19 protein-coding genes are annotated in these 20,899 nt (G+C 63.0%); 11 read left to right on the forward strand and 8 right to left on the reverse strand.

The annotated features are described in order from the left end of the window. Window positions 1-15: 15 nt before the first annotated feature. On the reverse strand, window positions 16-2,037 hold the full coding sequence (gene mnmC, locus ACJ8OK_RS00650; RefSeq protein ID WP_442530330.1) for a bifunctional tRNA (5-methylaminomethyl-2-thiouridine)(34)-methyltransferase MnmD/FAD-dependent 5-carboxymethylaminomethyl-2-thiouridine(34) oxidoreductase MnmC: 2,022 nt from the start codon (window positions 2,035-2,037) through the stop codon (window positions 16-18). 170 nt (window positions 2,038-2,207) lie between these two features. Between mnmC and fabB the strand changes: the two genes are divergently transcribed. Together fabB and ACJ8OK_RS00660 are read left to right on the forward strand one after the other, a co-directional pair. Continuing rightward, on the forward strand, window positions 2,208-3,428 hold the full coding sequence (fabB, locus tag ACJ8OK_RS00655) for a beta-ketoacyl-ACP synthase I (protein ID WP_261441063.1): 1,221 nt from the start codon (window positions 2,208-2,210) through the stop codon (window positions 3,426-3,428). A 212-nt stretch (window positions 3,429-3,640) separates the two neighbouring features. Further along, window positions 3,641-3,862: a hypothetical protein gene (locus ACJ8OK_RS00660; protein ID WP_004936201.1), complete on the forward strand. Its 222-nt coding sequence runs from the start codon at window positions 3,641-3,643 to the stop codon at window positions 3,860-3,862. 52 nt (window positions 3,863-3,914) lie between these two features. Here the strand turns inward: ACJ8OK_RS00660 and apbE are convergent, their stop codons facing one another. Next, window positions 3,915-4,949, reverse strand: coding sequence for an FAD:protein FMN transferase ApbE (gene apbE / locus ACJ8OK_RS00665; RefSeq protein ID WP_135638417.1), 1,035 nt, complete (start codon window positions 4,947-4,949; stop codon window positions 3,915-3,917). 152 nt (window positions 4,950-5,101) lie between these two features. On the opposite strand from apbE, the gene ACJ8OK_RS00670 reads away from it, so the two are divergent. After that, on the forward strand, window positions 5,102-6,214 hold the full coding sequence (locus ACJ8OK_RS00670; RefSeq protein WP_060559993.1) for an SLC13 family permease: 1,113 nt from the start codon (window positions 5,102-5,104) through the stop codon (window positions 6,212-6,214). Here ACJ8OK_RS00670 and pepT read toward each other — a convergent pair. Continuing rightward, window positions 6,211-7,458, reverse strand: coding sequence for a peptidase T (gene pepT, locus ACJ8OK_RS00675; protein WP_060559992.1), 1,248 nt, complete (start codon window positions 7,456-7,458; stop codon window positions 6,211-6,213). The two genes, ACJ8OK_RS00670 and pepT, sit on opposite strands and share 4 nt — an antisense overlap. Window positions 7,459-7,675: 217 nt before the next feature. Between pepT and ACJ8OK_RS00680 the strand changes: the two genes are divergently transcribed. Beyond that, window positions 7,676-8,572: an endonuclease/exonuclease/phosphatase family protein gene (locus ACJ8OK_RS00680; RefSeq protein WP_060559991.1), complete on the forward strand. Its 897-nt coding sequence runs from the start codon at window positions 7,676-7,678 to the stop codon at window positions 8,570-8,572. Window positions 8,573-8,599: 27 nt separating this feature from the next. On the opposite strand, the gene pdxR (ACJ8OK_RS00685) is transcribed toward ACJ8OK_RS00680, so the two are convergent. Next, entirely contained in the window at window positions 8,600-10,033 is a 1,434-nt protein-coding gene (gene pdxR, locus ACJ8OK_RS00685; RefSeq protein WP_213929336.1) for a MocR-like pyridoxine biosynthesis transcription factor PdxR, read from the reverse strand. Between the two features lie 93 nt (window positions 10,034-10,126). Between pdxR (ACJ8OK_RS00685) and ACJ8OK_RS00690 the strand changes: the two genes are divergently transcribed. Continuing rightward, on the forward strand, window positions 10,127-10,582 hold the full coding sequence (locus ACJ8OK_RS00690) for a rhodanese-like domain-containing protein (RefSeq protein ID WP_033632483.1): 456 nt from the start codon (window positions 10,127-10,129) through the stop codon (window positions 10,580-10,582). Between the two features lie 4 nt (window positions 10,583-10,586). On the opposite strand, the gene flk is transcribed toward ACJ8OK_RS00690, so the two are convergent. Beyond that, a complete protein-coding gene (flk, locus tag ACJ8OK_RS00695) occupies window positions 10,587-11,615 on the reverse strand; it encodes a flagella biosynthesis regulator Flk (protein WP_033632484.1) in 1,029 nt (342 codons plus the stop codon). A gap of 205 nt (window positions 11,616-11,820) precedes the next feature. Between flk and ACJ8OK_RS00700 the strand changes: the two genes are divergently transcribed. The 4 genes from ACJ8OK_RS00700 to ACJ8OK_RS00715 are packed head-to-tail and all read left to right on the forward strand — an operon-like array spanning window position 11,821 to window position 15,475. Next, window positions 11,821-12,183 (forward strand): hypothetical protein, encoded by a 363-nt coding sequence (locus ACJ8OK_RS00700; protein WP_048324536.1) that lies wholly within the window; start codon window positions 11,821-11,823, stop codon window positions 12,181-12,183. Window positions 12,184-12,232: 49 nt separating this feature from the next. Next, entirely contained in the window at window positions 12,233-14,269 is a 2,037-nt protein-coding gene (locus ACJ8OK_RS00705) for a protein-disulfide reductase DsbD family protein (protein ID WP_442530331.1), read from the forward strand. Then, window positions 14,266-14,982, forward strand: coding sequence for a DsbA family protein (locus ACJ8OK_RS00710; protein WP_338911445.1), 717 nt, complete (start codon window positions 14,266-14,268; stop codon window positions 14,980-14,982). The genes ACJ8OK_RS00705 and ACJ8OK_RS00710 overlap by 4 nt, the downstream gene beginning before the upstream one ends. Further along, entirely contained in the window at window positions 14,975-15,475 is a 501-nt protein-coding gene (locus ACJ8OK_RS00715; RefSeq protein ID WP_015378604.1) for a protein disulfide oxidoreductase, read from the forward strand. Before ACJ8OK_RS00710 ends, ACJ8OK_RS00715 begins: the two co-directional genes overlap by 8 nt. Here ACJ8OK_RS00715 and pdxR (ACJ8OK_RS00720) read toward each other — a convergent pair. Then, the gene (pdxR, locus tag ACJ8OK_RS00720) at window positions 15,472-16,938 is read right to left on the reverse strand and encodes a MocR-like pyridoxine biosynthesis transcription factor PdxR (protein WP_338911448.1); all 1,467 of its coding nucleotides are present in this window, start codon (window positions 16,936-16,938) and stop codon (window positions 15,472-15,474) included. The two genes, ACJ8OK_RS00715 and pdxR (ACJ8OK_RS00720), sit on opposite strands and share 4 nt — an antisense overlap. Window positions 16,939-17,110: 172 nt before the next feature. On the opposite strand from pdxR (ACJ8OK_RS00720), the gene ACJ8OK_RS00725 reads away from it, so the two are divergent. Beyond that, on the forward strand, window positions 17,111-18,106 hold the full coding sequence (locus tag ACJ8OK_RS00725) for a DMT family transporter (RefSeq protein ID WP_166445285.1): 996 nt from the start codon (window positions 17,111-17,113) through the stop codon (window positions 18,104-18,106). A 156-nt stretch (window positions 18,107-18,262) separates the two neighbouring features. After that, window positions 18,263-18,892, forward strand: coding sequence for a CatB-related O-acetyltransferase (locus ACJ8OK_RS00730; RefSeq protein WP_082996551.1), 630 nt, complete (start codon window positions 18,263-18,265; stop codon window positions 18,890-18,892). A gap of 34 nt (window positions 18,893-18,926) precedes the next feature. On the opposite strand, the gene ACJ8OK_RS00735 is transcribed toward ACJ8OK_RS00730, so the two are convergent. Together ACJ8OK_RS00735 and ACJ8OK_RS00740 are read right to left on the reverse strand one after the other, a co-directional pair. After that, a complete protein-coding gene (locus ACJ8OK_RS00735; RefSeq protein ID WP_082996552.1) occupies window positions 18,927-20,444 on the reverse strand; it encodes a tripartite tricarboxylate transporter permease in 1,518 nt (505 codons plus the stop codon). 11 nt (window positions 20,445-20,455) lie between these two features. Further along, complete coding sequence (locus ACJ8OK_RS00740; protein WP_048324522.1) at window positions 20,456-20,887, reverse strand: tripartite tricarboxylate transporter TctB family protein; 432 nt, start codon at window positions 20,885-20,887, stop codon at window positions 20,456-20,458. Window positions 20,888-20,899: the final 12 nt, after the last annotated feature.

Below are 20,899 nucleotides of genomic sequence, written 5' to 3' on the forward strand. Positions count from 1 at the left end.
GCCCCTCAAGGTTGATTAAACCGCACGTCCTTTCAGCAATTTCCGCACCCACATCCGATTCGGATTCAACGCCGCCAGCAGGCGCGCATCGCCCGGCAACGGCTCGCCGAACAGCTGCGCCGCCAAAATTTCCGCCGCCAGGGGCGCCGAGCTCAGCCCGCGCGATCCCAACCCACCGATAGCGAACAGGCCGGGATAGACCGGCGCATCGGCGACGGTTTCGCCGTGCTGGTTCTGGCGCTGCAAATCCTGATACTGCGCCAGCGTGGCCTGATAGTCCGGCAGCGCGCCGACCATCGGCAGATGATCGCGGGTGGCGCTGCGCACGCCGCAGCGCGCCTGATGAGCGCTGACGTCCACCTGCTGCGGCCAGGTCTGCTCCGGCAGACAGCGCAGCAGACGCTCGCGGTTCTCTTGCTGTTCCTGCTCGCGGTAGTCGGTGGCGGTGTCGCCGCGCTGATAGCTGGCGCCGATGCAGTGCTGGCCGTTGTTGGCATTAACCGGCGTCAGGTAGCCGTCGTAACACAATACCTGTTTCAATTGACCGAGGGCCGGCGAGGTCGGAATATGCGACACCTGCCCGCGTACCGAATACAGCGGCAGGGCTTCCGTCGGCGCCAGTTCGGCCAACCGATGGCCGTTGGCCAGGATCACTGTCGCATGGCGTCGGCTGTCGCCGTTGGCGAAATCGATGCGCCAGCCGTTTTCTTCCTGCGTCAGCCTCTGTGCATCGTGCCGGTAGTGGCAGACCAAGCCCTGACGCTGCGCCAGCGCGATAGCGCCGCGCGTCAGCTCGGCCGGGCAGAGCCAGCCGCCTAGCGGGTAGGTGATGCCGCCAAAGCCGGTATCAACACCGCACCGTTCGCTGAGCGTCTCGCGGTCGGCCGCCATCGCCAAGGCCTGCGGCCAGTCGGTTTTCAGCATATTGGCGATCTTGGCGCCGCTCTTTTCGTCATAGGACAACTGGCTGACGCCGCACCACTGGTGATCAAAGGCGACACCTTGTTGCAACAGGGCATCGTACTGGCGGCGGGCGAAGGGAAACGCGGCGCTGAAAAAGCTCTCCAGCGCGTCGCCGCTGCCGTTCAGCAAAGGATAAATCGCGCCCTGGCGGTTGCCGGATGCGCCCTCGGCCGCCTGCTCATCGGCGCAGTACAGCGTGACGGTGGCGCCGCGGCGCAGCAAGGCCAGCGCGGTGAGCGCGCTGGCGACACCGCCGCCGATCAGGGCGATGTCGGCGGTGTTGTCCGCCGCCGGGCGTCGATACCAGGGCGCCGGATGTGCGGCGGGCTGCGTATCGGCCGGGAGCTCGCCGGCGAGCATCTCACGCTTTTGGCCGAAGCCTTTGCAGCGGTTGACCTGAAAACCGGCCTGTTGCAAGCCGCGGCGCACGAAGCCGGCGGCGGTAAAGGTGGCGAAGCTGCCTCCCGGCCGGGCGAAACGCGCCATGGCGGCGAACAGTTGATCGGTCCACATGTCGGGATTTTTTGCCGGCGCGAAACCGTCGAGGAACCAGGCATCCACCTGGTTATTCATGCTGGCGTCAAACTGCGGCAGCAGATCGTTGACGTCGCCGAACCACAGATCGAGCGTAATGCGGCCTTCGGCCAACAGCAGGCGATGGCACCCCGGCAACGGCAGCGGCCACTGGGCGCGCAGTTCGTCGGCGTAAGGCGCCAGCTCCGGCCAGCGCGCATGCGCCGCCGCCAGGTCAGCCTGCTGCAGGGGAAATTTTTCGAAGCTGATAAAGTGCAGGCGCTGCAGCGTCGCGTCCGGCCCGGCCTGGCGGAAGCCGGCGAAGGCCTGCCACAGCGTGAGGAAATTGAGCCCGGTGCCGAACCCGGTTTCCGCCACGACAAACAGCGAGCGCGGGTGGGCGGCGAAACGCTGCGGCAGCCGATTGCCATGCAGGAAGACGTAGCGGGTTTCTTCCAGCCCATCCTGATTGGAAAAATAGACGTCATCAAACTGTTTCGAAACAGGTGTACCCTGTTCGTTCCAGGTTAGCGTTGCGGTTTGGATGGGGGCGTGGTTCACGGTCAATGGCTCGAAATTCAAGGGATGCCGCGAATTCTAACGGCGCTGGCGCCCCGGCGCAAACTGGACGACAATAAAGCTGAAAAACGCTGATCGGACTTGTTCGGCTTACATCTGTACGCTAAAGTGCGATGCAAAATCCCGTAGGTAAATAGTGGAAGAGGTATTGAATGAAACGTGCAGTGATTACTGGCCTGGGAGTTGTCTCCAGCATTGGTAATAACCAGCAGGAGGTCCTGGCAAGCCTGCAGGAAGGACGTTCTGGGATCACTTTCTCCCAGGAGCTGAAAGATTCCGGCATGCGTAGTCACGTATGGGGGCAAGTTAAGCTCGACACTACCGGCCTGATCGACCGCAAGGCGGTGCGTTTCATGAGCGATGCTTCCATTTATGCCTTCCTGGCGATGCAAGAAGCGATCGCTTCTTCCGGTTTGAAGGAAGAAGAGTATCAAAACAACCCACGCGTGGGCCTGATCGCCGGTTCCGGCGGCGGTTCTCCGCGCTTCCAGGTGTTCGGCGCCGATGCGATGCGCAGCCCGCGCGGCTTGAAAGCGGTTGGCCCGTATGTGGTCACCAAAGCCATGGCTTCTGGCGTTTCCGCCTGCCTGGCGACGCCATTCAAAATCCACGGCGTGAACTACTCCATCAGCTCCGCTTGCGCGACCTCCGCGCACTGCATCGGCAACGCGGTTGAGCAAATCCAGCTGGGCAAACAGGACATCGTGTTCGCCGGCGGCGGCGAAGAGCTGTGCTGGGAAATGGCCTGCGAGTTCGATGCGATGGGCGCGCTGTCCACCAAGTACAACGACACGCCGGAAAAAGCCTCCCGCACCTACGACGCCGATCGTGACGGTTTCGTCATCGCCGGCGGCGGCGGCATGGTGGTGGTTGAAGAACTGGAGCACGCGCTGGCGCGCGGCGCACATATCTACGCAGAAATCGTCGGCTACGGCGCAACGTCTGACGGCGCCGACATGGTTGCACCTTCGGGCGAAGGCGCAGTGCGCTGCATGAAGATGGCGATGCAGGATCTGGACGCGCCGATCGACTACATCAACGTGCACGGCACCTCCACACCGGTGGGCGACGTGAAAGAGCTGGGCGCCATTCGCGAAGTGTTCGGCGAAAATACCCCGGCCATCTCCTCCACCAAGGCGATGACCGGTCACTCGCTGGGCGCCGCGGGCGTGCAGGAAGCGATCTACAGCCTGCTGATGCTGGAGCACGGCTTTATCGCGCCGAGCATCAACATCGAAACCCTGGATGAACAGGCGGTCGGCATGAACATCGTGACTCAGCCGACCCAGCGCGAGCTGACCACCGTGATGTCCAACAGCTTCGGCTTCGGCGGCACCAACGCCACGCTGGTGATGCGCAAACTGGCGAAATAATTCCGCCGGCGCGTCATTCCGCTAACAAGCCCGCGTTTTCGCGGGCTTTTTACTGCCCGAAGCCCACTGGCCGGGCGCTCGGAGTTTTCCCAAATCACATCCCCTGACACATCATTACCTCGCCATTACACGCGTTGGGCATACAATAGCCAGGTAGCGTGATTATCGCTCGGCGTAGCTTTCTAAAGTGATCGAACATTGAGGCAAGAAGTATGAAAAAGTTAATTGCGGTTGGGTTACTGTCGGCCGTGTTGGCCGGATGCGCCACCGATTCTCCCTGCGTGCCGGTCTATGATGACCAGGGGCGTCTGGTGCACACCAACACCTGCATGAAGGGTACCACTCAGGATAACTGGGAAACCGCGGGCGCGATCGCCGGCGGCGCGGCGGCGGTTGCCGGTCTGACCCTTGGCATCATCGCGCTGACCAAGTGATCGGCGCGGAACAGGACCAAGCCCGGCCATTGCGTGCCGGGCTTTTTTTATCTCACTGCACCAAAAACGCTTTGAACTGCGGCGTCATCACGGCGCTGAAGCCGTCGTCGGTTTTACTGATCAGGTAGACCGCCAGCCCTTTCTCTTCCGCGAGCTGCAACGCTTTCTCCGGGCCCAGCACCATCAAACCGGTATCCCAGCCGTCGGCCTCGAGCGCGGTCGGGGCGATCACCGTGGCGGAAACCAGCCGGTGGTTGATCGGCCTGCCGGTGGTCGGATCGATGACATGGGAGTAGCGCTGGCCGTTTTGTTCAAAGTAGTTGCGATAGCTGCCGGCGGTGCTGATGCCGTAACCGTGAAGATCCACCAGCGCCTGTACCGCATTTTCACGGTCGGTCGGCTTTTGGATCGCCACCCGCCAGGGCTTGCCCTGGCCGTTGACGCCACGTGAAGAGACCGCACCACCGACCGATACCAGGTAGTTGGTAATGCCGTGACGGTTCATCAGGCGCACCAGCTCATCGGCGCCATAGCCTTCGCCCAGCGTCGAGAGATCGACATACATGCCCGGCAGATCTTTTTGCAGCCACTCCCCGCGGTTGTCGCTGATCAGCTTCAGGTGTTGCAGGCCGGTGCGCTGCTTTGTCGCGTCGATCTGCGCCTGTTCCGGCACCTTGACCGGATGTTTGTCGGGACCGAACCCCCACAGGTTCACCAAGGGGCCGACGGTGATGTCCATGGCGCCGCCGGTATCGCGGCCGATGCGTTGAGCCATCAACACGATGTCCGCCATGCCGCGCGGGATAGACTGCGGTTCGAGGCTGACATTGCGGTTAAACCTCGACAGCACCGAATTGGCGCGGTAGGTCGAGATGTCGTCGTTGGCCCGTTCGAGCACCGTGTCGATCTGCCGCTGCAATTCTTGTTTGCCGATCGCGACGTCACCGCTGACTTTTACGCTGTAGAAAGTGCCCATGGTTTTGCCGTCAATATCGATTTGCGGGCGGGAGGAGGAGGCGTCGTCGCAGGCGGCGAGCAGGGCGCATAAGGCGCTCAACAGCGCTCCTTTGGCGAACAGGGAAGCCATAACATGTCCTTTGAAACCGTGAAAGCCGCTACAAATAAAGTAAAGTGCGGCAAATGAAAAGCGGATAAAGGTAAAATAGCATTTTGCTGGCGCTGAAGCCGCGTCTGAGCTAACGTCTGCCCATTCTTTTCGGTGAGGTTCACACTGCCGCTATGAGTTCAACCGCCATTTCCCGGCTCATCCATCCCTTTGCCAAAGACCGTTTCTTGCATGCATTGCTGCTGGCCGGCGTGGCGATGTTCGCCTTTCATCCGCAGCCGCTGGCAGCGTTGGGTGGTTTTATCGACGGCCGTACCCTCATCACCCTGTTGGGGCTGATGCTGCTGACCAAAGGGGTGGAGGTCAGCGGCTACTTCGATTTTGTCGGCCGCAAGATTATCAACCGCTTGCACAGCGAACGGCGGCTGGCGCTGTTCCTGGTGTTCTCCGCCGCGCTGTTGTCGTCATTTCTGACTAACGACGTAGCGCTGTTTATCGTCATACCGCTCACCATCACGCTGAAAAAGCTGTCGGCGCTGCCGGTTGGCCGCCTGATCATCTTCCAGGCGCTGGCGGTGAACGCCGGTTCGCTGCTGACGCCGATCGGCAACCCGCAAAATATCCTGCTGTGGAGCCGCTCCGGCCTCTCTTTCCTCGGTTTCATCGGCCAGATGGCGCCGTTTGGCGCCGCAATGATGTTGAGCCTGCTGGCGCTGACCTGGTTCAGCTTCCCGGCGCGCGACATCGTGAAAACGCCGAATACCGAGGGCTATCCCTACCAGCGGCCGCTGTTGCTGAGCTGTGTAGGGCTGTATGCGGTTTTCCTGCTGTGTCTCGATTTCGATCTGCCGTTGTATGGGCTGCTGGCGGTGTTCGCCGGTTTCTTGCTGCTGGCGCGCCGAGTGCTGTTGCAGATCGACTGGAGCCTGATTTTCGTGTTCGCCGCCATGTTCATCGATGTCGGCCTGTTTACCCGTTTGCCGCCGCTTCAGCCGGCGTTCGCCGCCATCGCCGGGCTGAGCGAGGGGAGCGTGTATGCGTTGGGCGTCGGGCTGTCGCAGATCGTCAGCAACGTGCCGGCCACCATACTGTTGCTCAACTATGTGCCTTCCAGCGCTCAGCTGGCCTATGCGGTCAACGCCGGCGGCTTTGGGTTGGCGATCGGATCGCTCGCCAACCTGATTGCGTTGCGCATGGCGGGGGAGCGCAAGATCTGGTTGCGCTTCCACTATTATTCGCTGCCGCTGTTGGCATGGGCCGCGTTGCTCGGCTGGGTGATGAGCTAAGCCGGTTGGCCGCTTTGCCGCGCGGCCAGCAGGCAAATGCTGCGGGTCACCTGATAGGATTTCACGAAGGCGCTGACGGGTAAAAACTCGAAGCGCGAGTGGAAGTTATGCGCGCCGGTGAAGTAATTGGGCGTCAGGATGCCGCGGCTGGAAAGCGCCGCACCGTCGGTGCCGCCGCGCATCGGGATCACCTTCGGCGGGATGCCGTGGGCGGCGAGGGCGCCGAAGATCAGATCGATAGCGCGCCGGTCCTCGCCGATGGCGTTGCTGATGTTGCTGTAGATGTCGCTGACGCTGCAGCTGACGTTGGCGCGCGGATAGTTGGCCGCCACCTGGCGCACCGTCTCCTCAAGGCGGGCCTTGCGCGCCTCGAACGCCGCGCGATCGAAGTCGCGAATCGACACCTTCAGCGTCGCCTGATTGGCGTTGGCGGCCAGATCGGTGAACCAGAAATAGCCCTCGCGCCCCTCGGTGTGCTCTGGGGTATCCTGCACGTCGAATCGGTTGATGATGTCGTTGGCGATGCGTATCGGGTTGATTAACACGTTTTTCGCCGACATCGGGTGGGCGGTCACCCCCTCGATGCGGATCTCCGCCGCCGCCGCGTTGAAATTCTCGTACACCACTTCACCCAGTTCGCAGCAGTCGATGGTGTAGGCGAAATCGACGGGGAAACGCTGCAGATCCAGCGCTTTGGCGCCGCGCAGGCCGATCTCTTCGTCCGGCACGAACGCCACCACGATATCGCCGTGGCGATCGGCCGCGGTCAGGTTGGCCAGCAGCGTCATCACCACGGTGACCGCCGCCTTATTGTCGGCGCCCAGCACGCTGGTGCCGTCGCTGAACAGGATCTCTTCGTTTCGGTAGGGCAGGATCTCCGGATGCTCGGCGGTACGCAGCCAGATGCCTTGCTCGGCGTTCAGGCATAAATCTTCGCCGGTGAAGCGCAGGCGCTGCGGGCGAATCTCGGGCGACAGGCCGACGTCCACGGTGTCGATATGCGTGATGAAGCCGATGCGCGGCGCGCCGGGTTGGGTGCCGGGCTTGCGGGCGGTAACGGTGGCGTGCTCGTCGATCTGCACGTCGGCCAGGCCGAGCCGGCGCAGCTCGTCGGCCAACAGTTGCGCCATCTCATGCTGCCCCGGCGTGCTGGGCAGGGTGGTGGCGGCGGCGTTGCTCTGGCTGGTCACCGCCAGATAGCGGAAGAAACGTTCGGTAAGCTGTTCGGCAATCGGGCTGGTCATCGGAACTCCTCGCGGTTGGCAATCTACCGGTTTTAAAACGAAATCAGCCGTTTGTCCAACGGTGCAATGCGTAAACCGCCAGAATGCGAAGCATCGCGCAGAAACGAAAAATAGCGGTGCAACTAGGAAATAGTCGCAGGTTTCTGCGGCAAAATCGGTGTTAGCTGTGGGCCAGGAAGCGCCTACATAACACTTATCTGTCCCTCAAGGAGAATTCATGCACACCGGTCACGCTCTGCTTATCACCTTACTGTCCCTGGGCATCTCTCACAGCGCCTGGTCGTCTGCCGATACCGGGCACGCCAACAGCAACGCCAACAGCCGCGAAGTGGCCAGCGCGTTGGGCGGCCTGAAGAACAAAACCTACGAACTGGAGCAGGCGCCGAAGATCCGCGTCGCCAGCTTCAATATCGCCGCCGGCAAGGTCAGCGACATGACCGCCATCGCCAAGGCGATTCGCGCGATGAATGTCGACGTGGTGGCGCTGCAGGAGGTGGATAAACTCACCGCCCGCAGCGGGCGGGTCGATCAGGCGGCGGAACTGGCGAAACTGACCGGCATGCAGGCGGTGTTCGGCCGGGCGATCGATTTCGACGGCGGCGAATACGGCCTGGCGTTTCTCTCGAAGTATCCGCTGCACGATGCCGTGATCTATTCGCTGCCGTCCGGCCAGCGCGAACAGCGCATCGCCTTCAGCGCCAAGGTCGATGTGCCGGAGTTCCCGACGCCGATCACCCTGTTCAACACCCACCTCGATACCAAGGAAGATCCGACGATGCGCCTGGATCAGGTGCGGGAGCTGAACGATCGCACTATCGAAGTGCGCGGCATCAAGCTGCTGTTCGGCGACATGAACGATGTGCCGGGCAGCGTCACCTGGCTGGAGCTGAGCCGCTATTGGAACGACATCATGCCTAACGGGCAGGACGGCCGCAGCTGGCCGGCTGAAAACGCCGAAATCAAGGTGGATTACATCTTTAGCGGCAATGCGCAGCGTTGGCATCTGGACAGCCTGACGGTGCCAAACGCCAGCGGCGATTGGAATGGCATTCACTGGCCGGCGGTGAGCGACCACCTGCCGCTGGTGGCGGAGATGCGCCTGACCGAACAATAAGCCGATCGGCGTCCCATTGGAGCCAGGCTAAGCCACGGTGATCCGCGCCAGCCGCTCGACGGCGCTCCGGATCTCGCCCGGCGTCAGGGCCGAAAAGCCCAGCAGCCACCCGTCGCGCTGCGCCTGAACCGTTTGGTATTGCGCTGTTAACCCGGGCGTAAGGATGCCGAGCCGCCGCGCCTGCCGGCTGAGGGCCGCCTCCTGGCCGGGCGGCAGCCAGACGCTGAGCTGCAGGCCGCCGGTGGCGGGAGCGGGGGTGGCGAAGTGGTCGAGTTTTTCGCGTACTGCCGCCAGCAACACATCGCGCCGGCTATGGTAGAGTTGGCGCATGTAGCGGATATGCGCGGCGAAGTGCCCCTGGTGGATGAATTCGGCGGTGACCGCCTGCATCAGCTGCGCGCTGTGGCCGTCATACACCGTGCGTGCGGTGACGAACGCTTCAACCAGCGTGGGCGGTACGATCAGGTACGCCAACCGCAGCGAAGGGAACAGCGATTTGGAGAAGGTGCCGAGGTACAGCACCCGGCCACGGCGATCCAGACCCTGCATCGCCGGTATCGGCAGGCCGTCGTAATGAAACTCGCTGTCGTAATCGTCCTCAATGATCCAGGCCTGCTGCTTTTCCGCCAGCGTCAGCAGTGCCAAGCGGCGCGCCAGGCTGAGCGCTGCGCCGGTCGGGTATTGGTGCGAGGGCGTCAGATAAATCAAACGCGGATCGGGCAAGGAGGGCTCAGCGCGCAGGCCGTCGCCGTCTACCGCCACCGGCGTCAGGGCTGCGCCGGCGCTGATAAAGGCGTTTCTCGCCCCGGCGTAACCCGGTTCTTCCATCCAGACGCTGTCGCCGCTGTCCAGCAGCAACGTGGCGATCAGCTGCAGCGCCTGCTGTGAACTGGTCAGCACGATAACCTGGTTTGCATCGCAGATTACGCCGCGCGTTTGGTTGACGTGGGCAGCAATCGCTTCACGCAGCGGCAAATAGCCCTGCGGGTCGCCGTAGCGCAGCAGGCTTTCTCCCTGTAGCCGCAGGCGCTGTGCGGTCAGTTGCTTCCACAAGGCTAGCGGAAACGCGCGCAGATCCGGCGAGCCGGCGGCAAACGCCTGTGGCTGCTGCGGATCGCGGCAGCCGCCGGTTTGCACGATCTGTTGGCCGCGTTGCGAAAGGCGCGGCATGGCGGTGCGGGGCGGCGGCGGCGGCGATTTGGCGATGTGGATAGCCACAAATGTGCCCTGGCCGACGCGGCGCTGCAAATACCCCTCCGCCTCCAACTGGCCGTACGCTGCTTCGACGGTCACCCTTGAGAGGTTCAGATCCCCAGCCAGCACTCGGCTGGAGGGCAGGCGTTGCCCAATGTTCAATGCGCCGTGGTGGATGGCCTGCCGCAATGCCGCACAAAGACGTTCGCGCAGCGTGCCGACGGCCTGGGGCGATTGCTGAAACAGCGTGATCAGCGTGTGCCGCATAATGGGTCTTATCATCTGTGGATAATGGGTATCAATCATAAGACCAAAATGGGGCACTATTGTCATCTGTCTTGATGCACGGGAGTAAGTGATATGTCGAAAGAATCATTGGTGCTGGTTTTTCCGCCGGCGGCGCCGGAAGAAAGCCTGGCCTATCTGGCGGCTAAACTGAGCCGCTATGCGGATGCCTGGGATGTGGCGGAAGATCTGCGCAATGGCGTGGACGGGATGGTGGTGATCGACACCCGCGCGGAGGCGCTGTACGCCGCCGGGCATATCCCCGGTGCGCTCAGTTTGCCGCATCGCCTGATGGATGAAGCCGGCACGGCGCAGCTGGATCGCCGGAAAGTGTATGTGACCTACTGCGACGGCATTGGCTGCAACGGATCCACCAAAGGCGCTTACAAGCTGGCGAAACTGGGATTCAGGGTGAAGGAGCTGATCGGCGGGCTGGACTTCTGGCTGCGCGATGGCCATCCATTGGCCATCGGAGAACAGCCGGGATCGTTGCGCGATCGGGCGGCTGCTGAGGACTGCGGCTGCGCCTGAGGCGTTAAAACACCAGCGCCAGCACGGCCGCCAACGCCAACAGCAGCAGGATCAGCGCCACGGCCGGCTTGCTCAGTGCTTTTTGCAGCGGCAGAGGCAAGGCGGCGATCAGCGGGTTGAGCAGCGGCTGCGGTTCGACAGGGTGGCTGGCGATCGGCTGCGCCTGGCCGGCTTTATCCAGACGGCGGGCAAACAGCTGATGAATGGCGTCGCTCATTTGCGGATGCGTCAGCGGCGCATTGGCGCCGCAGTTGAAGCGCGCCTGGCAATAGTCGTTCATCTGCTGCAGTTCTCGCTCGTCCGCCGGCTGCTTGAGCGCCGCCAGCAGGTTGTTCAGCGTCGGCGCGTTCTGCGGGCTGAGCGCCACCTTCACCTGTAAAAACTGGTTCAGCAGCTGGAAGTGGCGCGCCGGCAGCGGATCGTTGGTTTTCACGCCCGCCAGATCGAACAGCGTTTGCCAGATTTTAGCCGGCGCTTCGCCGGTGGCGGCGCTGAGTTTGGTGATCTGCTGCTGCAGGCTTTGATGCTCTGCGGGCAGCAGCGGGCGATCGCTGGTGGCGGTTTGCTGCGGCTGGGGAATGGTCAGGCCGCCGGTCTGCAACAGATTAAGTACCTGTTGCAATTGCGGTGGGCTTAGTTGGCTCAACACCGTATGGCCAAACTGCTGGCGAATAAAGTCGCTGACCGCCTGGCGGTTATTGCCCTGCGGCAGCAATTCGGCCAGCTGTTGCAGCAGTTGGCGCCCGGCATGGTTTTGTTGCGCCTGCGTCAGGCGCGTTTGCAGCAGCTGTTCCGCCGGTTGAAAATGGCGCGCCAGCAGTTCGCCGCCTTTGTCGGCGCCGAGATCGTGACGCAGAGACGCCCAGATCTCCGCCGATTTGACCGGGCTGAGCGTCATGATTTTCACGATCAGTTTTTCCAGCGTCGTGCGCTGCGCCGGAGAGAGGGGTTGATCGTCAGTGGCCGCCGTTTTGCCCGGGGAGGGGGGGCGTTCGCCGGCGATTGGGGTGCCCGGCCCACTCAAAGGTTGCATATCACCAGTCCTTCGCTGTGTATCCCCGCAGAATGCCTGGAGGAGAGAATCGTCATCGTACCCGGCGAAAAGCGCAGGCTTACCCATTATGATACCTGTAAATCGCCGCCATCAATACCGCCGCTCAGACATTTCTTTACCGACAAAACGTTGCTAATCGCGCCCGCGCCGCTAAGATAACCCCAGATCTGAATATGAGGATGGCATGGTTAAACGGCAGCGGATTGCAAAATGGTTTTTATGCCTGGCTTGCCTGGTGGTGCTGACGTGCATGACCCAGCGCATGGCGGGCCTGCATGCGCTGCAGCAAACGCTGGGGATCCCGGCCGCCACCGCCGTTCAATCCGGCGATGAAGCCGCCGAAGCGCAGCCGACGCCCTGTGAGCTGAGCGCCAAGTCATTGCTGGCCGCGCCGCCGGTGATGTTCGAAGCCATGCTGTTCGGGCTGGGTCTGCTGCTGGCGCTGTTGGCGCCGACCATTGCCGCGCGTCTGCGCATTCCTCCTCCTCGCGCCATTTCTCCGCCCACCCTCAGGGTGCACCTTCGATTATGCGTCTTCCGTGAATGAATTAATCGCCCGTTTTTCGTGGTGAATTAATCATTTATGGAGAATTAACATGTTGAAAATCATCAGGCTGGCCTGCGCTTGCCTGTTTATGCTGTGGCTGCCTGCCTTGCAGGCGGCGGACAGCGGCTGGCTGCAAAATCCGGCCAACGATCATGCCAAGGTGCGGCTGCGCGCCGACACGTCACAGCCGGGGGAGACCCGCCTGCTGCTGTCGGTCGAGCTGCAAAAAGGCTGGAAAACCTACTGGCGCTCTCCGGGCGAAGGCGGCATCGCGCCGGCTATCGTCTGGCAAGGCAACCCACCGCCGGCGACCTGGCACTGGCCGACGCCGCAGCGTTTCGAGGTGGCCGGCATTTCCACCCAGGGCTATCACGATCGGGTCACGTTGCCGATCGTGATGTCAGGTCAGGTATCCGGCCCGCTGGCGGGTACGCTGACGCTGTCTACCTGCAGCAACGTTTGCATTCTGACCGACTACCCGTTCAGTCTGGATCTGACGGCGCCGAACGAGCCGCAGTTTAATCACGATTTCGCGCAGGCGATGGGGCAGGTGCCGATCGCCGCCGGGTTGGCGGAAAGCGTCAAGGCCGGGTATCGCAGCGGCGAGCTGCAGATTTCCGCCGAACGCGCCGCCGGCTGGCAACAGCCTGCGCTGTTCTTCGATACGCTGGCGGATGCCGATCTCGGCAAGCCGCAGGTTGAAACCGACGGCGATCAGCTGTTGGCGCGAGTCCCGGTCAGCGATGGCTGGGGCGATGCGGCGCCGGATCTGCGCGGTAAAACGCTGACGCTGGTGATCGACGACGGCGGCATGGCGCAGCAGATTACGCTGCCGATTGGCGATGCGTTGGCCGCGCCCGCCGGTGCGGCGTTCCCGTTGTGGCAGGCGGTATTGATGGCGCTGGCGGGTGGGGTGATCCTCAACCTGATGCCGTGCGTGCTGCCGGTGCTGGGCATCAAGCTCGGCTCCATCCTGCAGGTGGAGCGGCGCGATCGGCGCAGCGTGCGTCTGCAGTTCCTGGCGTCGTCGCTGGGCATCGTCGCCTCGTTTATGGCGCTGGCCCTGCTGATGACGCTGCTGCGGCTCGGCAACCACGCGCTCGGCTGGGGCATTCAGTTCCAGAACCCGTGGTTCATCGGCTTTATGGTGCTGGTGACGCTGCTGTTCAGCGCCAACCTGTTCGGCCTGTTCCATTTACGTCTCTCGTCCGATCTGAATACCTCGCTGGCGACCCATAACGGGCGCGGTCTGAGCGGCCATTTCTGGCAGGGCGCGTTCGCCACGCTGCTGGCGACGCCGTGCTCGGCGCCGTTTCTCGGCACGGCGGTGGCCTTCGCGCTGGCGGCGTCGCTGCCGGTGCTGTGGGGCATGTTCATCGCGCTTGGCATCGGCATGAGCCTGCCGTGGCTGCTGATCGCCGCCTGGCCGTCGCTGGCGCTGCGATTACCGCGCCCCGGCCGCTGGATGAATACCGTCAAGCTGGCGATGGGGCTGCTGATGCTGGCGTCGTCGCTGTGGCTGCTGAGCCTGCTGAGCAACCATATCGGCGTGCAGGCCACGCTGTGGCTGGGGGCGTTGGCGCTGTTGGCGTTGCTGCTGGCGGTGTGGCGCCAACAAGGGGCACGCTTGGCGGCCAAGCTGGCGGCAGGCACTGTGGTGCTGGCGGGCGTGGTTCTGCTGGCCGGATCGCTGACCGCCGGCCTGTGGCGCCAACCGTTGCAAGATCGGGTGCAGTGGCAACCGCTGAGCGAGCAAGCGATCGCCGAGGCGCTGGCGCAGCATAAGCGGGTGTTCGTCGACGTGACAGCCGACTGGTGCGTGACCTGTAAAGCCAACAAATTCAATGTGTTGCTGCGTGATGACGTACAGCGCGCGCTGAGCGCCGACGATGTGGTCGCGCTGCGCGGCGACTGGAGCCGTCCATCGGCCGACATCGGCGCCTTCCTGCAAAAGCGCGGCAGCGTCGCCGTGCCTTTCAACCAAGTCTATGGCCCCGGCAGCCCGGACGGCGAGGTGTTATCCCCGCTGTTGACCCGTGACGCCGTGCTGCAAACGCTTTCCCATGCCAAAGGAACCGAACAATGAAAAAACTACTGATTTTACTGATGATCATCGCCGCCCCAGCGTGGGCCGCCGAGCCTTTCACCCCGGCGCAAGAGGCGCGCATCAAAGAGATGATCCGCGAAACGCTGGTGTCCAACCCGGACATTCTGGCGCAGGCGGTGGACGCCTGGCAGCAGCAAACCGCCGGCGAGCAAATCAGCCAGGCTATCAAGCAGAACGCCAAAACGCTGTACCAGGATCCGGCCAGCCCGCGCCTGGGCGCCGCCAACGCCAAACTGACGCTGGTGACCTTTACCGACTATAACTGCCCGTACTGCAAGCGTTTTGACCCGATGCTGGAGAAGATCGTCAAGCAATACCCGGACGTGGCGCTGGTGGTGAAGCTGCTGCCGTTCAAGGGAGAAAGCTCGGTCAGTTCGGCGCGCGTGGCGCTCACCACCTGGCAACAGCACCCGGATCAATTCTGGGCCCTGCACCAGCGGCTGATGGCGAAAAAGGGCTTCCACGACAAGGCCAGCATCGCCGCCGCGCAGGAGAAAACCGGCGTCAAGGCGGTGGCGCCGAGCGAACAGAGCATGACTACGCTGCGCACCAATATGGCGTTGGCGGAGCAACTGGGCGTACAAGGGACGCCGGCGACGCTGATCGGCGATCGAATGCTGCCGGGGGCGGTGTCGTATGAAGAGCTGGAAGCGATGGTGAAACAGCAGCTGGCGAAGGCTAACAATGGCTAAGCTCAAGCGCTGGGGGCGCGAGTTGTTGCTGCTGGCGCTGATCGCATTGGCGGTGGTCACGGTGATGGATTGGCTGAACGCGCCGCAGGCGCCGCCGGCCTTCGATGCCCAGACGCTGACCTCGCTGGACGGCGAGCGCGTGTCGTTGGCGCAGCTCAGCCATGAGCGGCCGCTGCTGGTTTACTTTTGGGCCAGCTGGTGCGGCGTTTGCCGTTTCACCACGCCGGACGTCGCCCGCTTGCAGGCGGCGGGCGGCAACGTGCTGACCGTCGCGCTGCGCTCGGGCGATGATGCCCAGGTGAAGCAGTGGCTGGCGCGCAAACGGCTGGCGCTGCCGGTGGTCAACGATCCGGCCGGCGCGCTGTCGGCGCAGTGGCGGATTGGCGTCACGCCGACCTTCGTGGTGATCTCGCAGGGCAAGGTGGTGCAAAGCACCACCGGCTGGACCAGCTACTGGGGGATGAAGCTGCGGCTGTGGTGGGCCGCCGTCTAACCGGCGTTTTTCTCCGTTATTACCTCCTCAATCGCCCGGCACAGCCGGGCGATACCTTCTTCAATCTGCGGCGGCGAGTTGGCGGCAAAATTCAGCCGCAGGCCGTGTGCGCCCAGCTGTTCCTGCGCATAGAAGCATTCGCCGCGCGCGAAGGTCACCCCGTGTCGCCAGGCCACCGGCATCAGCTCGGCGGTGGTCACCGCCTCCGGCAGCGTCAGCCAGATAAACAAGCCGCCTTGCGGCGTTTCGAAACGGCACCCCGGCGGCAGCCGATGTTGCAACGCGTCGATCATGACTTCCAGATGCAGGCGGTAGACGCGCCCGGCGCGCCGCAGCTGCTTGTCGTAACGGCCGACGGTGACGAACGCGTCCAGCGCCCGCTGGATCAGGCTGGAACTGGTGAAGCTGTCGACGTGCTTGCGCCTGGCGAAACGTTGATAGTGTTCGCTGTCCGCCACCAGATAGCCGATGCGCATGCTGGGCAGCAGCATTTTGGAGAAGGTGCTGACGTAGATCACCGCGCCCGGCTGCGCCAGCGCGCGCAGCGACGGCAGCTGTTTGCCCTGATAACGCAGATCGCCGACGAAGTCGTCCTCCAGGATCACCACGCCGGCCTGTTGGGCGATCGCCAGCAGGCGCCGCCGGCGGGCCTCGCTCAGGCAGCGGCCGGTCGGGTTGTGGAAGTTGGGGATGGTGTAGATCAGTTTAGGGCGGTGGCGTTCCAGCAGCTCGGGCAGTCGATCGACCAGCATGCCGTGGCGATCGCCGGGCACGGAGACGATATTGATGCGGTGCTGGCGCAGCAGGCCCAGCGCTTCGGCGTAGGTCGGCTCTTCGACGATCACCGTATCACCCGGCGCCAGCAGGCTTTGCACCACCAGACTGATGGCATGCTGCGAACCGTTGGTGATCAGCACCTGTTCGGCCTGCGTGGGGATGCCCTGGGCGCTGAGAATGCGGCTCAGCGTATCGCGCAGCGGGTAGTAGCCGCAGTATTCGCCGTAACTGAAGGCTTCTTCCGCGTGGCGGCTGAGCACCGACAGCAGCACTTTGCGAAACGCCTCCAGCGGAAATATCTTGGGGCTGCCGACGCCGGCGGCGAAGTTGATCAGCCCCTCCGGCAGCGGGGCGTCGGCATAGCCGTCCAGCCGCGAGGTGAGGGTGGTGAAGCTCTCCAGCGGGAAAGGGGCGTTGCTGGTCGGCCGGGCCGGGCGCGTTTGCGCCTGCGGGTGCGCGACATAGGCGCCGCTGCCGCGCCGCTGGTGCAAAAAGCCCTTGGCCGCCAGTTCGGCATAGGCGTTATCCACCGTCAAACGGCTGACCGCCAATTCGGCAGCCAGCGTGCGTGTCGAGGGCAGCTTGTCGCCATCCACGAACACGCCGGTGAGGATGGCGCGCCGCAGCGCTTCTTCGATCTGCAAATACAGCGGAACGTCCTGTTCGCGATCTAATGGGATGTGCATGCGAAATTGGCCCGGTTAGGGAGATGGTTTTTTACTATACCCCATGTCAGCAGGGCTTCAAGCGCAGAAAAGTGGCCTGCATGACAACGCCGAAAAGTGGCTATAGTGGGAATAAATGGCCGCGTTACACTGTGCGCCTGAGCATTTATGTCGCCATTTTCCCGAGGATCTCATGTCATTACCGTCAGGCGTTTCCGCCCGGCCGGCGTTGCCCGGTGCGCGCCTCTTGCAGGGCAGCAGCCAGGGTTACGTCATCGCCATTATCAGCGCCATGCTGCTGGCCTTTACCGCCATCATCATCCGCGCGCTGACCGAGTACTATCACCTGCCGACCTTCGTGCTGGCGTTCTGGCGCGCGGCGCTGGTGGCGCTGGTGCTGTTGCCGCTGCTGTTGCTGGTGAAACCGCAGTGGGCGCGTCTGCGTCGTGAGCAGGTGGTGTTCTACGCGCTTTACGGGCTGCTGCTGGCGCTGTTCAACAGCCTGTGGACGCTGTCGGTAGCGCTGAACGGCGCGTCGGTGGCGACCATACTGACCTACTGTTCGGTGGGCTTTACCGTGTTCCTCGGCTGGGTGATGTACAGCGAGCGTCTGACGCTGCGCCAACTGCTGGTGATCGCCATCAGCCTGGGCGGTTGCTTCCTGGTCAGCAACGGCGACAGCATGGGGAACAGCCACTTCGATTTGCTGGGGCTGCTGGTAGGGATGCTGTCGGGCATCGGCTATACCCTGTATACCCTCGGCGGGCGGGTGGCCAGCGAACGCGGCTATCCGGTGTGGAACACCATTCTGTACGTGTTCGGTTTTTCGGCGTTGTATCAGCTAGCGTTCAATGCGGCGCTGACGGCGTTCCCGTTGGCGGCGTTCCACGGCATGGCCGGCGATTTGTGGTTCCTGTCGCACGGCGCGCAAGGCATCCAGTGGAGCGGCTGGTTGTTGCTGCTGGCATTGGCCGCCGGGCCGACGCTGTTGGGCTTCGGGTTGTATAACATCAGCCTGAAAACGCTGCCGCTGGCGGTGGCCAACCTGATCCTGTCGCTGGAACTGGTGTTCACCGCGGTGATCGCCTATTTCCTGCTGGGGGAAAGCATGAATCAGCTGCAGCTGCTGGGCAGCGCATTGGTGATGGGCGGGGTGCTGCTGTTGAAAAGCAAGACCGCCGAGGCGTGATCGGTTACCCTTGTGCCTCGCAAGGGAGGCACTAATGATGAATAACCCGAGATTGAAACGAGCGCTTATCGCTTGAATGGCCGTGTTGAGTGAACGACAACACGGCCACAGACATTCCGTTCCGTGGCTTTTATTCCGGTAACAAGAGAATACGCCATGTCCGAAAAACACTGGTCCCAAACCGAACTGTTGCATCAGACGGTGACCAACCCGAATATCATTGTCAAAGGCACCCACAGCTACTACAGCGACTGCTGGGATAGCGGCTTCGAACGCTCGGTGGTGCGCTATCTGCACGGCGACGCGGTCAGCCGCCAATGGCAGCCGCTGGGCGAAATAGATCGCCTGCTGATCGGCGATTATGTGTGCATCGCGGCCGAAGCGGTGATCCTGATGGGCGGTAATCACACCCATCGCATCGACTGGCTGAGCCTATACCCGTTTATGGCAACCATCAAGCAGGCATACCGTCCCAAAGGCGATACCCGGCTGGGTGACGGCTGCTGGATCGGCATGCGGGCGATGCTGATGCCGGGGATCTCGATAGGCGAGGGGGCGATCGTCGCCGCCGGCAGCGTGGTGGCCGGCGATGTTGCGCCTTATGCCATCGTCGGCGGTAACCCGGCGAGGTTTATCCGTTGGCGGTTCGCGCCGGAAGTCATCGCACGGTTGCTTGCCTTGCGCCTCTATGACTTGTCCGAGGCGGAGTTTGCGGCGATCCAGCCGTTGCTTGCCGATAACGATATCGGGGCGTTGGAAAGAAGAATGGCGGCCTTAGGCCGTTAAACATAACGGGCGGGGGATCCCCGCCCGTTTCGCGTTACTCGGCCTTGGCCTCGGTCGCCGGTTGGCGGCGTTTGCGCATCAGGCGCAGCAGCGGCGGCAGCGCCAGCACGGCCACCGCCAGCACCAGCAGCGTTTGCGCGATGCTGCTGCTCCACAGAATGCCGAACTCGCCGTTGCTGATCGACAGCGCGCGGCGCAGGTTTTGTTCCAGCATCTCACCCAGCACAAAGCCCAGAATCAGCGGCGACATCGGGAAATGCATTTTCCGCAGAATGTAGCCGAACACGCCCAACCCGACCATCAACAGCAGGTCGAAGGTGGTGCTGTGCACCGCATAAACCCCCACCGCCGAAACCGCGGCGATCGCCGGCACCAGGAACCACAGCGGGATGGTCAGCATGCGGGTGAACAGACCGACCAGCGGCAGGTTCATGATCAACAAAATGACGTTGGCGATCAGCAGCGCGGCGATCAGCCCCCAGACGATATCCGGCTGTTCGGTGAACATCGCCGGGCCGGGGGTGATGTTGTACAGCGTCAGCGCGCCCATCATCACCGCCGTGGTGCCGGAACCCGGCACCCCCAGCGTCAGCATCGGAATGAACGAACCGCAGGCCGAGGCGTTGTTGGCCGCTTCCGGCGCTGCTACGCCGCGGATATCGCCCTTGCCGAAGGTATCGCTGTTGCCGCTGATTTTCTTCTCGGTCATGTAGGTCAGCGCGCTGGCGATAGTGGCGCCGGCGCCCGGCAGAATGCCGACGAAGAAACCGATCACCGACGAACGCAGGGTCGGACCCGCGCACTGCGCCGCCTCTTTGCGGTTGAACAGCAACCGGCCGGTTTTACGCACCAGCTTTTGCCCGGCGCTGGTGCTTTCCAGCATCAACAGGATTTCGCTGACCGAGAACAGGCCGATCACCACCACGATAAACTGCACGCCGTCGGAGAGGTGCACGCTGTCGAAGGTAAAGCGGTAAACGCCGGTGTTGGCGTCGACGCCCACTGTCGCCAGCCCCAGGCCGATCAGCGCCGCCAGCAGCGATTTCAGCGGGTTCTGGCTCATCATGCTGCCGAGGCAGGCGATGGCGAACACCATCAGGGCGAAATACTCCGCCGGGCCAAAGGCCAGCGACCAGCGGGCCAGCAGCGGCGCGAACAGAATGATGCCGCCGATGGCGATCATCGAGCCGACGAACGAGCTGACCGCCGAGATGGACAGCGCCACGCCGGCGCGCCCCTGCTGCGCCATCGGGTAGCCGTCCAGCGCGGTCATGATCGCCGCCGCGTCGCCCGGCACGTTGAGCAGAATCGACGAGATGCGCCCGCCGTATTCGCAGCCGATATACACCGTCGCCAGCAGGATCAGCGCCGATTCGGCCGGCAGTTTGAGGGCGAACGCCAGCGGCAGCAGGATCGCCACGCCGTTGATCGGCCCCAGCCCCGGCAACAGGCCGACGATGGTGCCGACGAAGCAGCCGATCAGGGCGATAATCAGGTTCTGCGGCACCAGCGCCACTTCAAACCCTTGGGTCAAATACATCCAGGTATCCATCATCGCTCCCGTTAGCTCAGCCAGGCGCCGAGCGGCAGTGTGACATCGAGAAGTTGGTCAAAGGCGTAGTACAACGCTGCGCCCATGATGACGCCGGAGATGGCCGCCGCCGGCAGGCTGGCCTGAAACAACAGGCCGATGCTGAACGTCAGCAGCGCGGTCGCCAGCGGGAAGCCGAGCCATTCAAAGCCCCAGGCATACAGCACCAGGGTGATCACCAGCACCAGCAGCCGCTGCAGCACCTTGCTGTGCGGCCACTCCACCGCCTGCGGGCGGCGCAGCAACAGCAGGGCCGCGCACAGCGCCATCAGGCTGAGGATCGCCAGCGGGAACGGGCGCGGCCCCAGCGGTTCATAGCTGTATTCGCTCTGGATGCCCCAGCCGATGAACAGCCCGCCGATACACAGCAGCAGCCAAAAGCCGGCAAAAATACGATCGCTCATGGTTATCCCCTG

It is taken from the genome of Serratia sp. CY71090 (genome assembly GCF_052166845.1).
Classification (GTDB): Bacteria; Pseudomonadota; Gammaproteobacteria; order Enterobacterales; family Enterobacteriaceae; genus Serratia; species Serratia nematodiphila.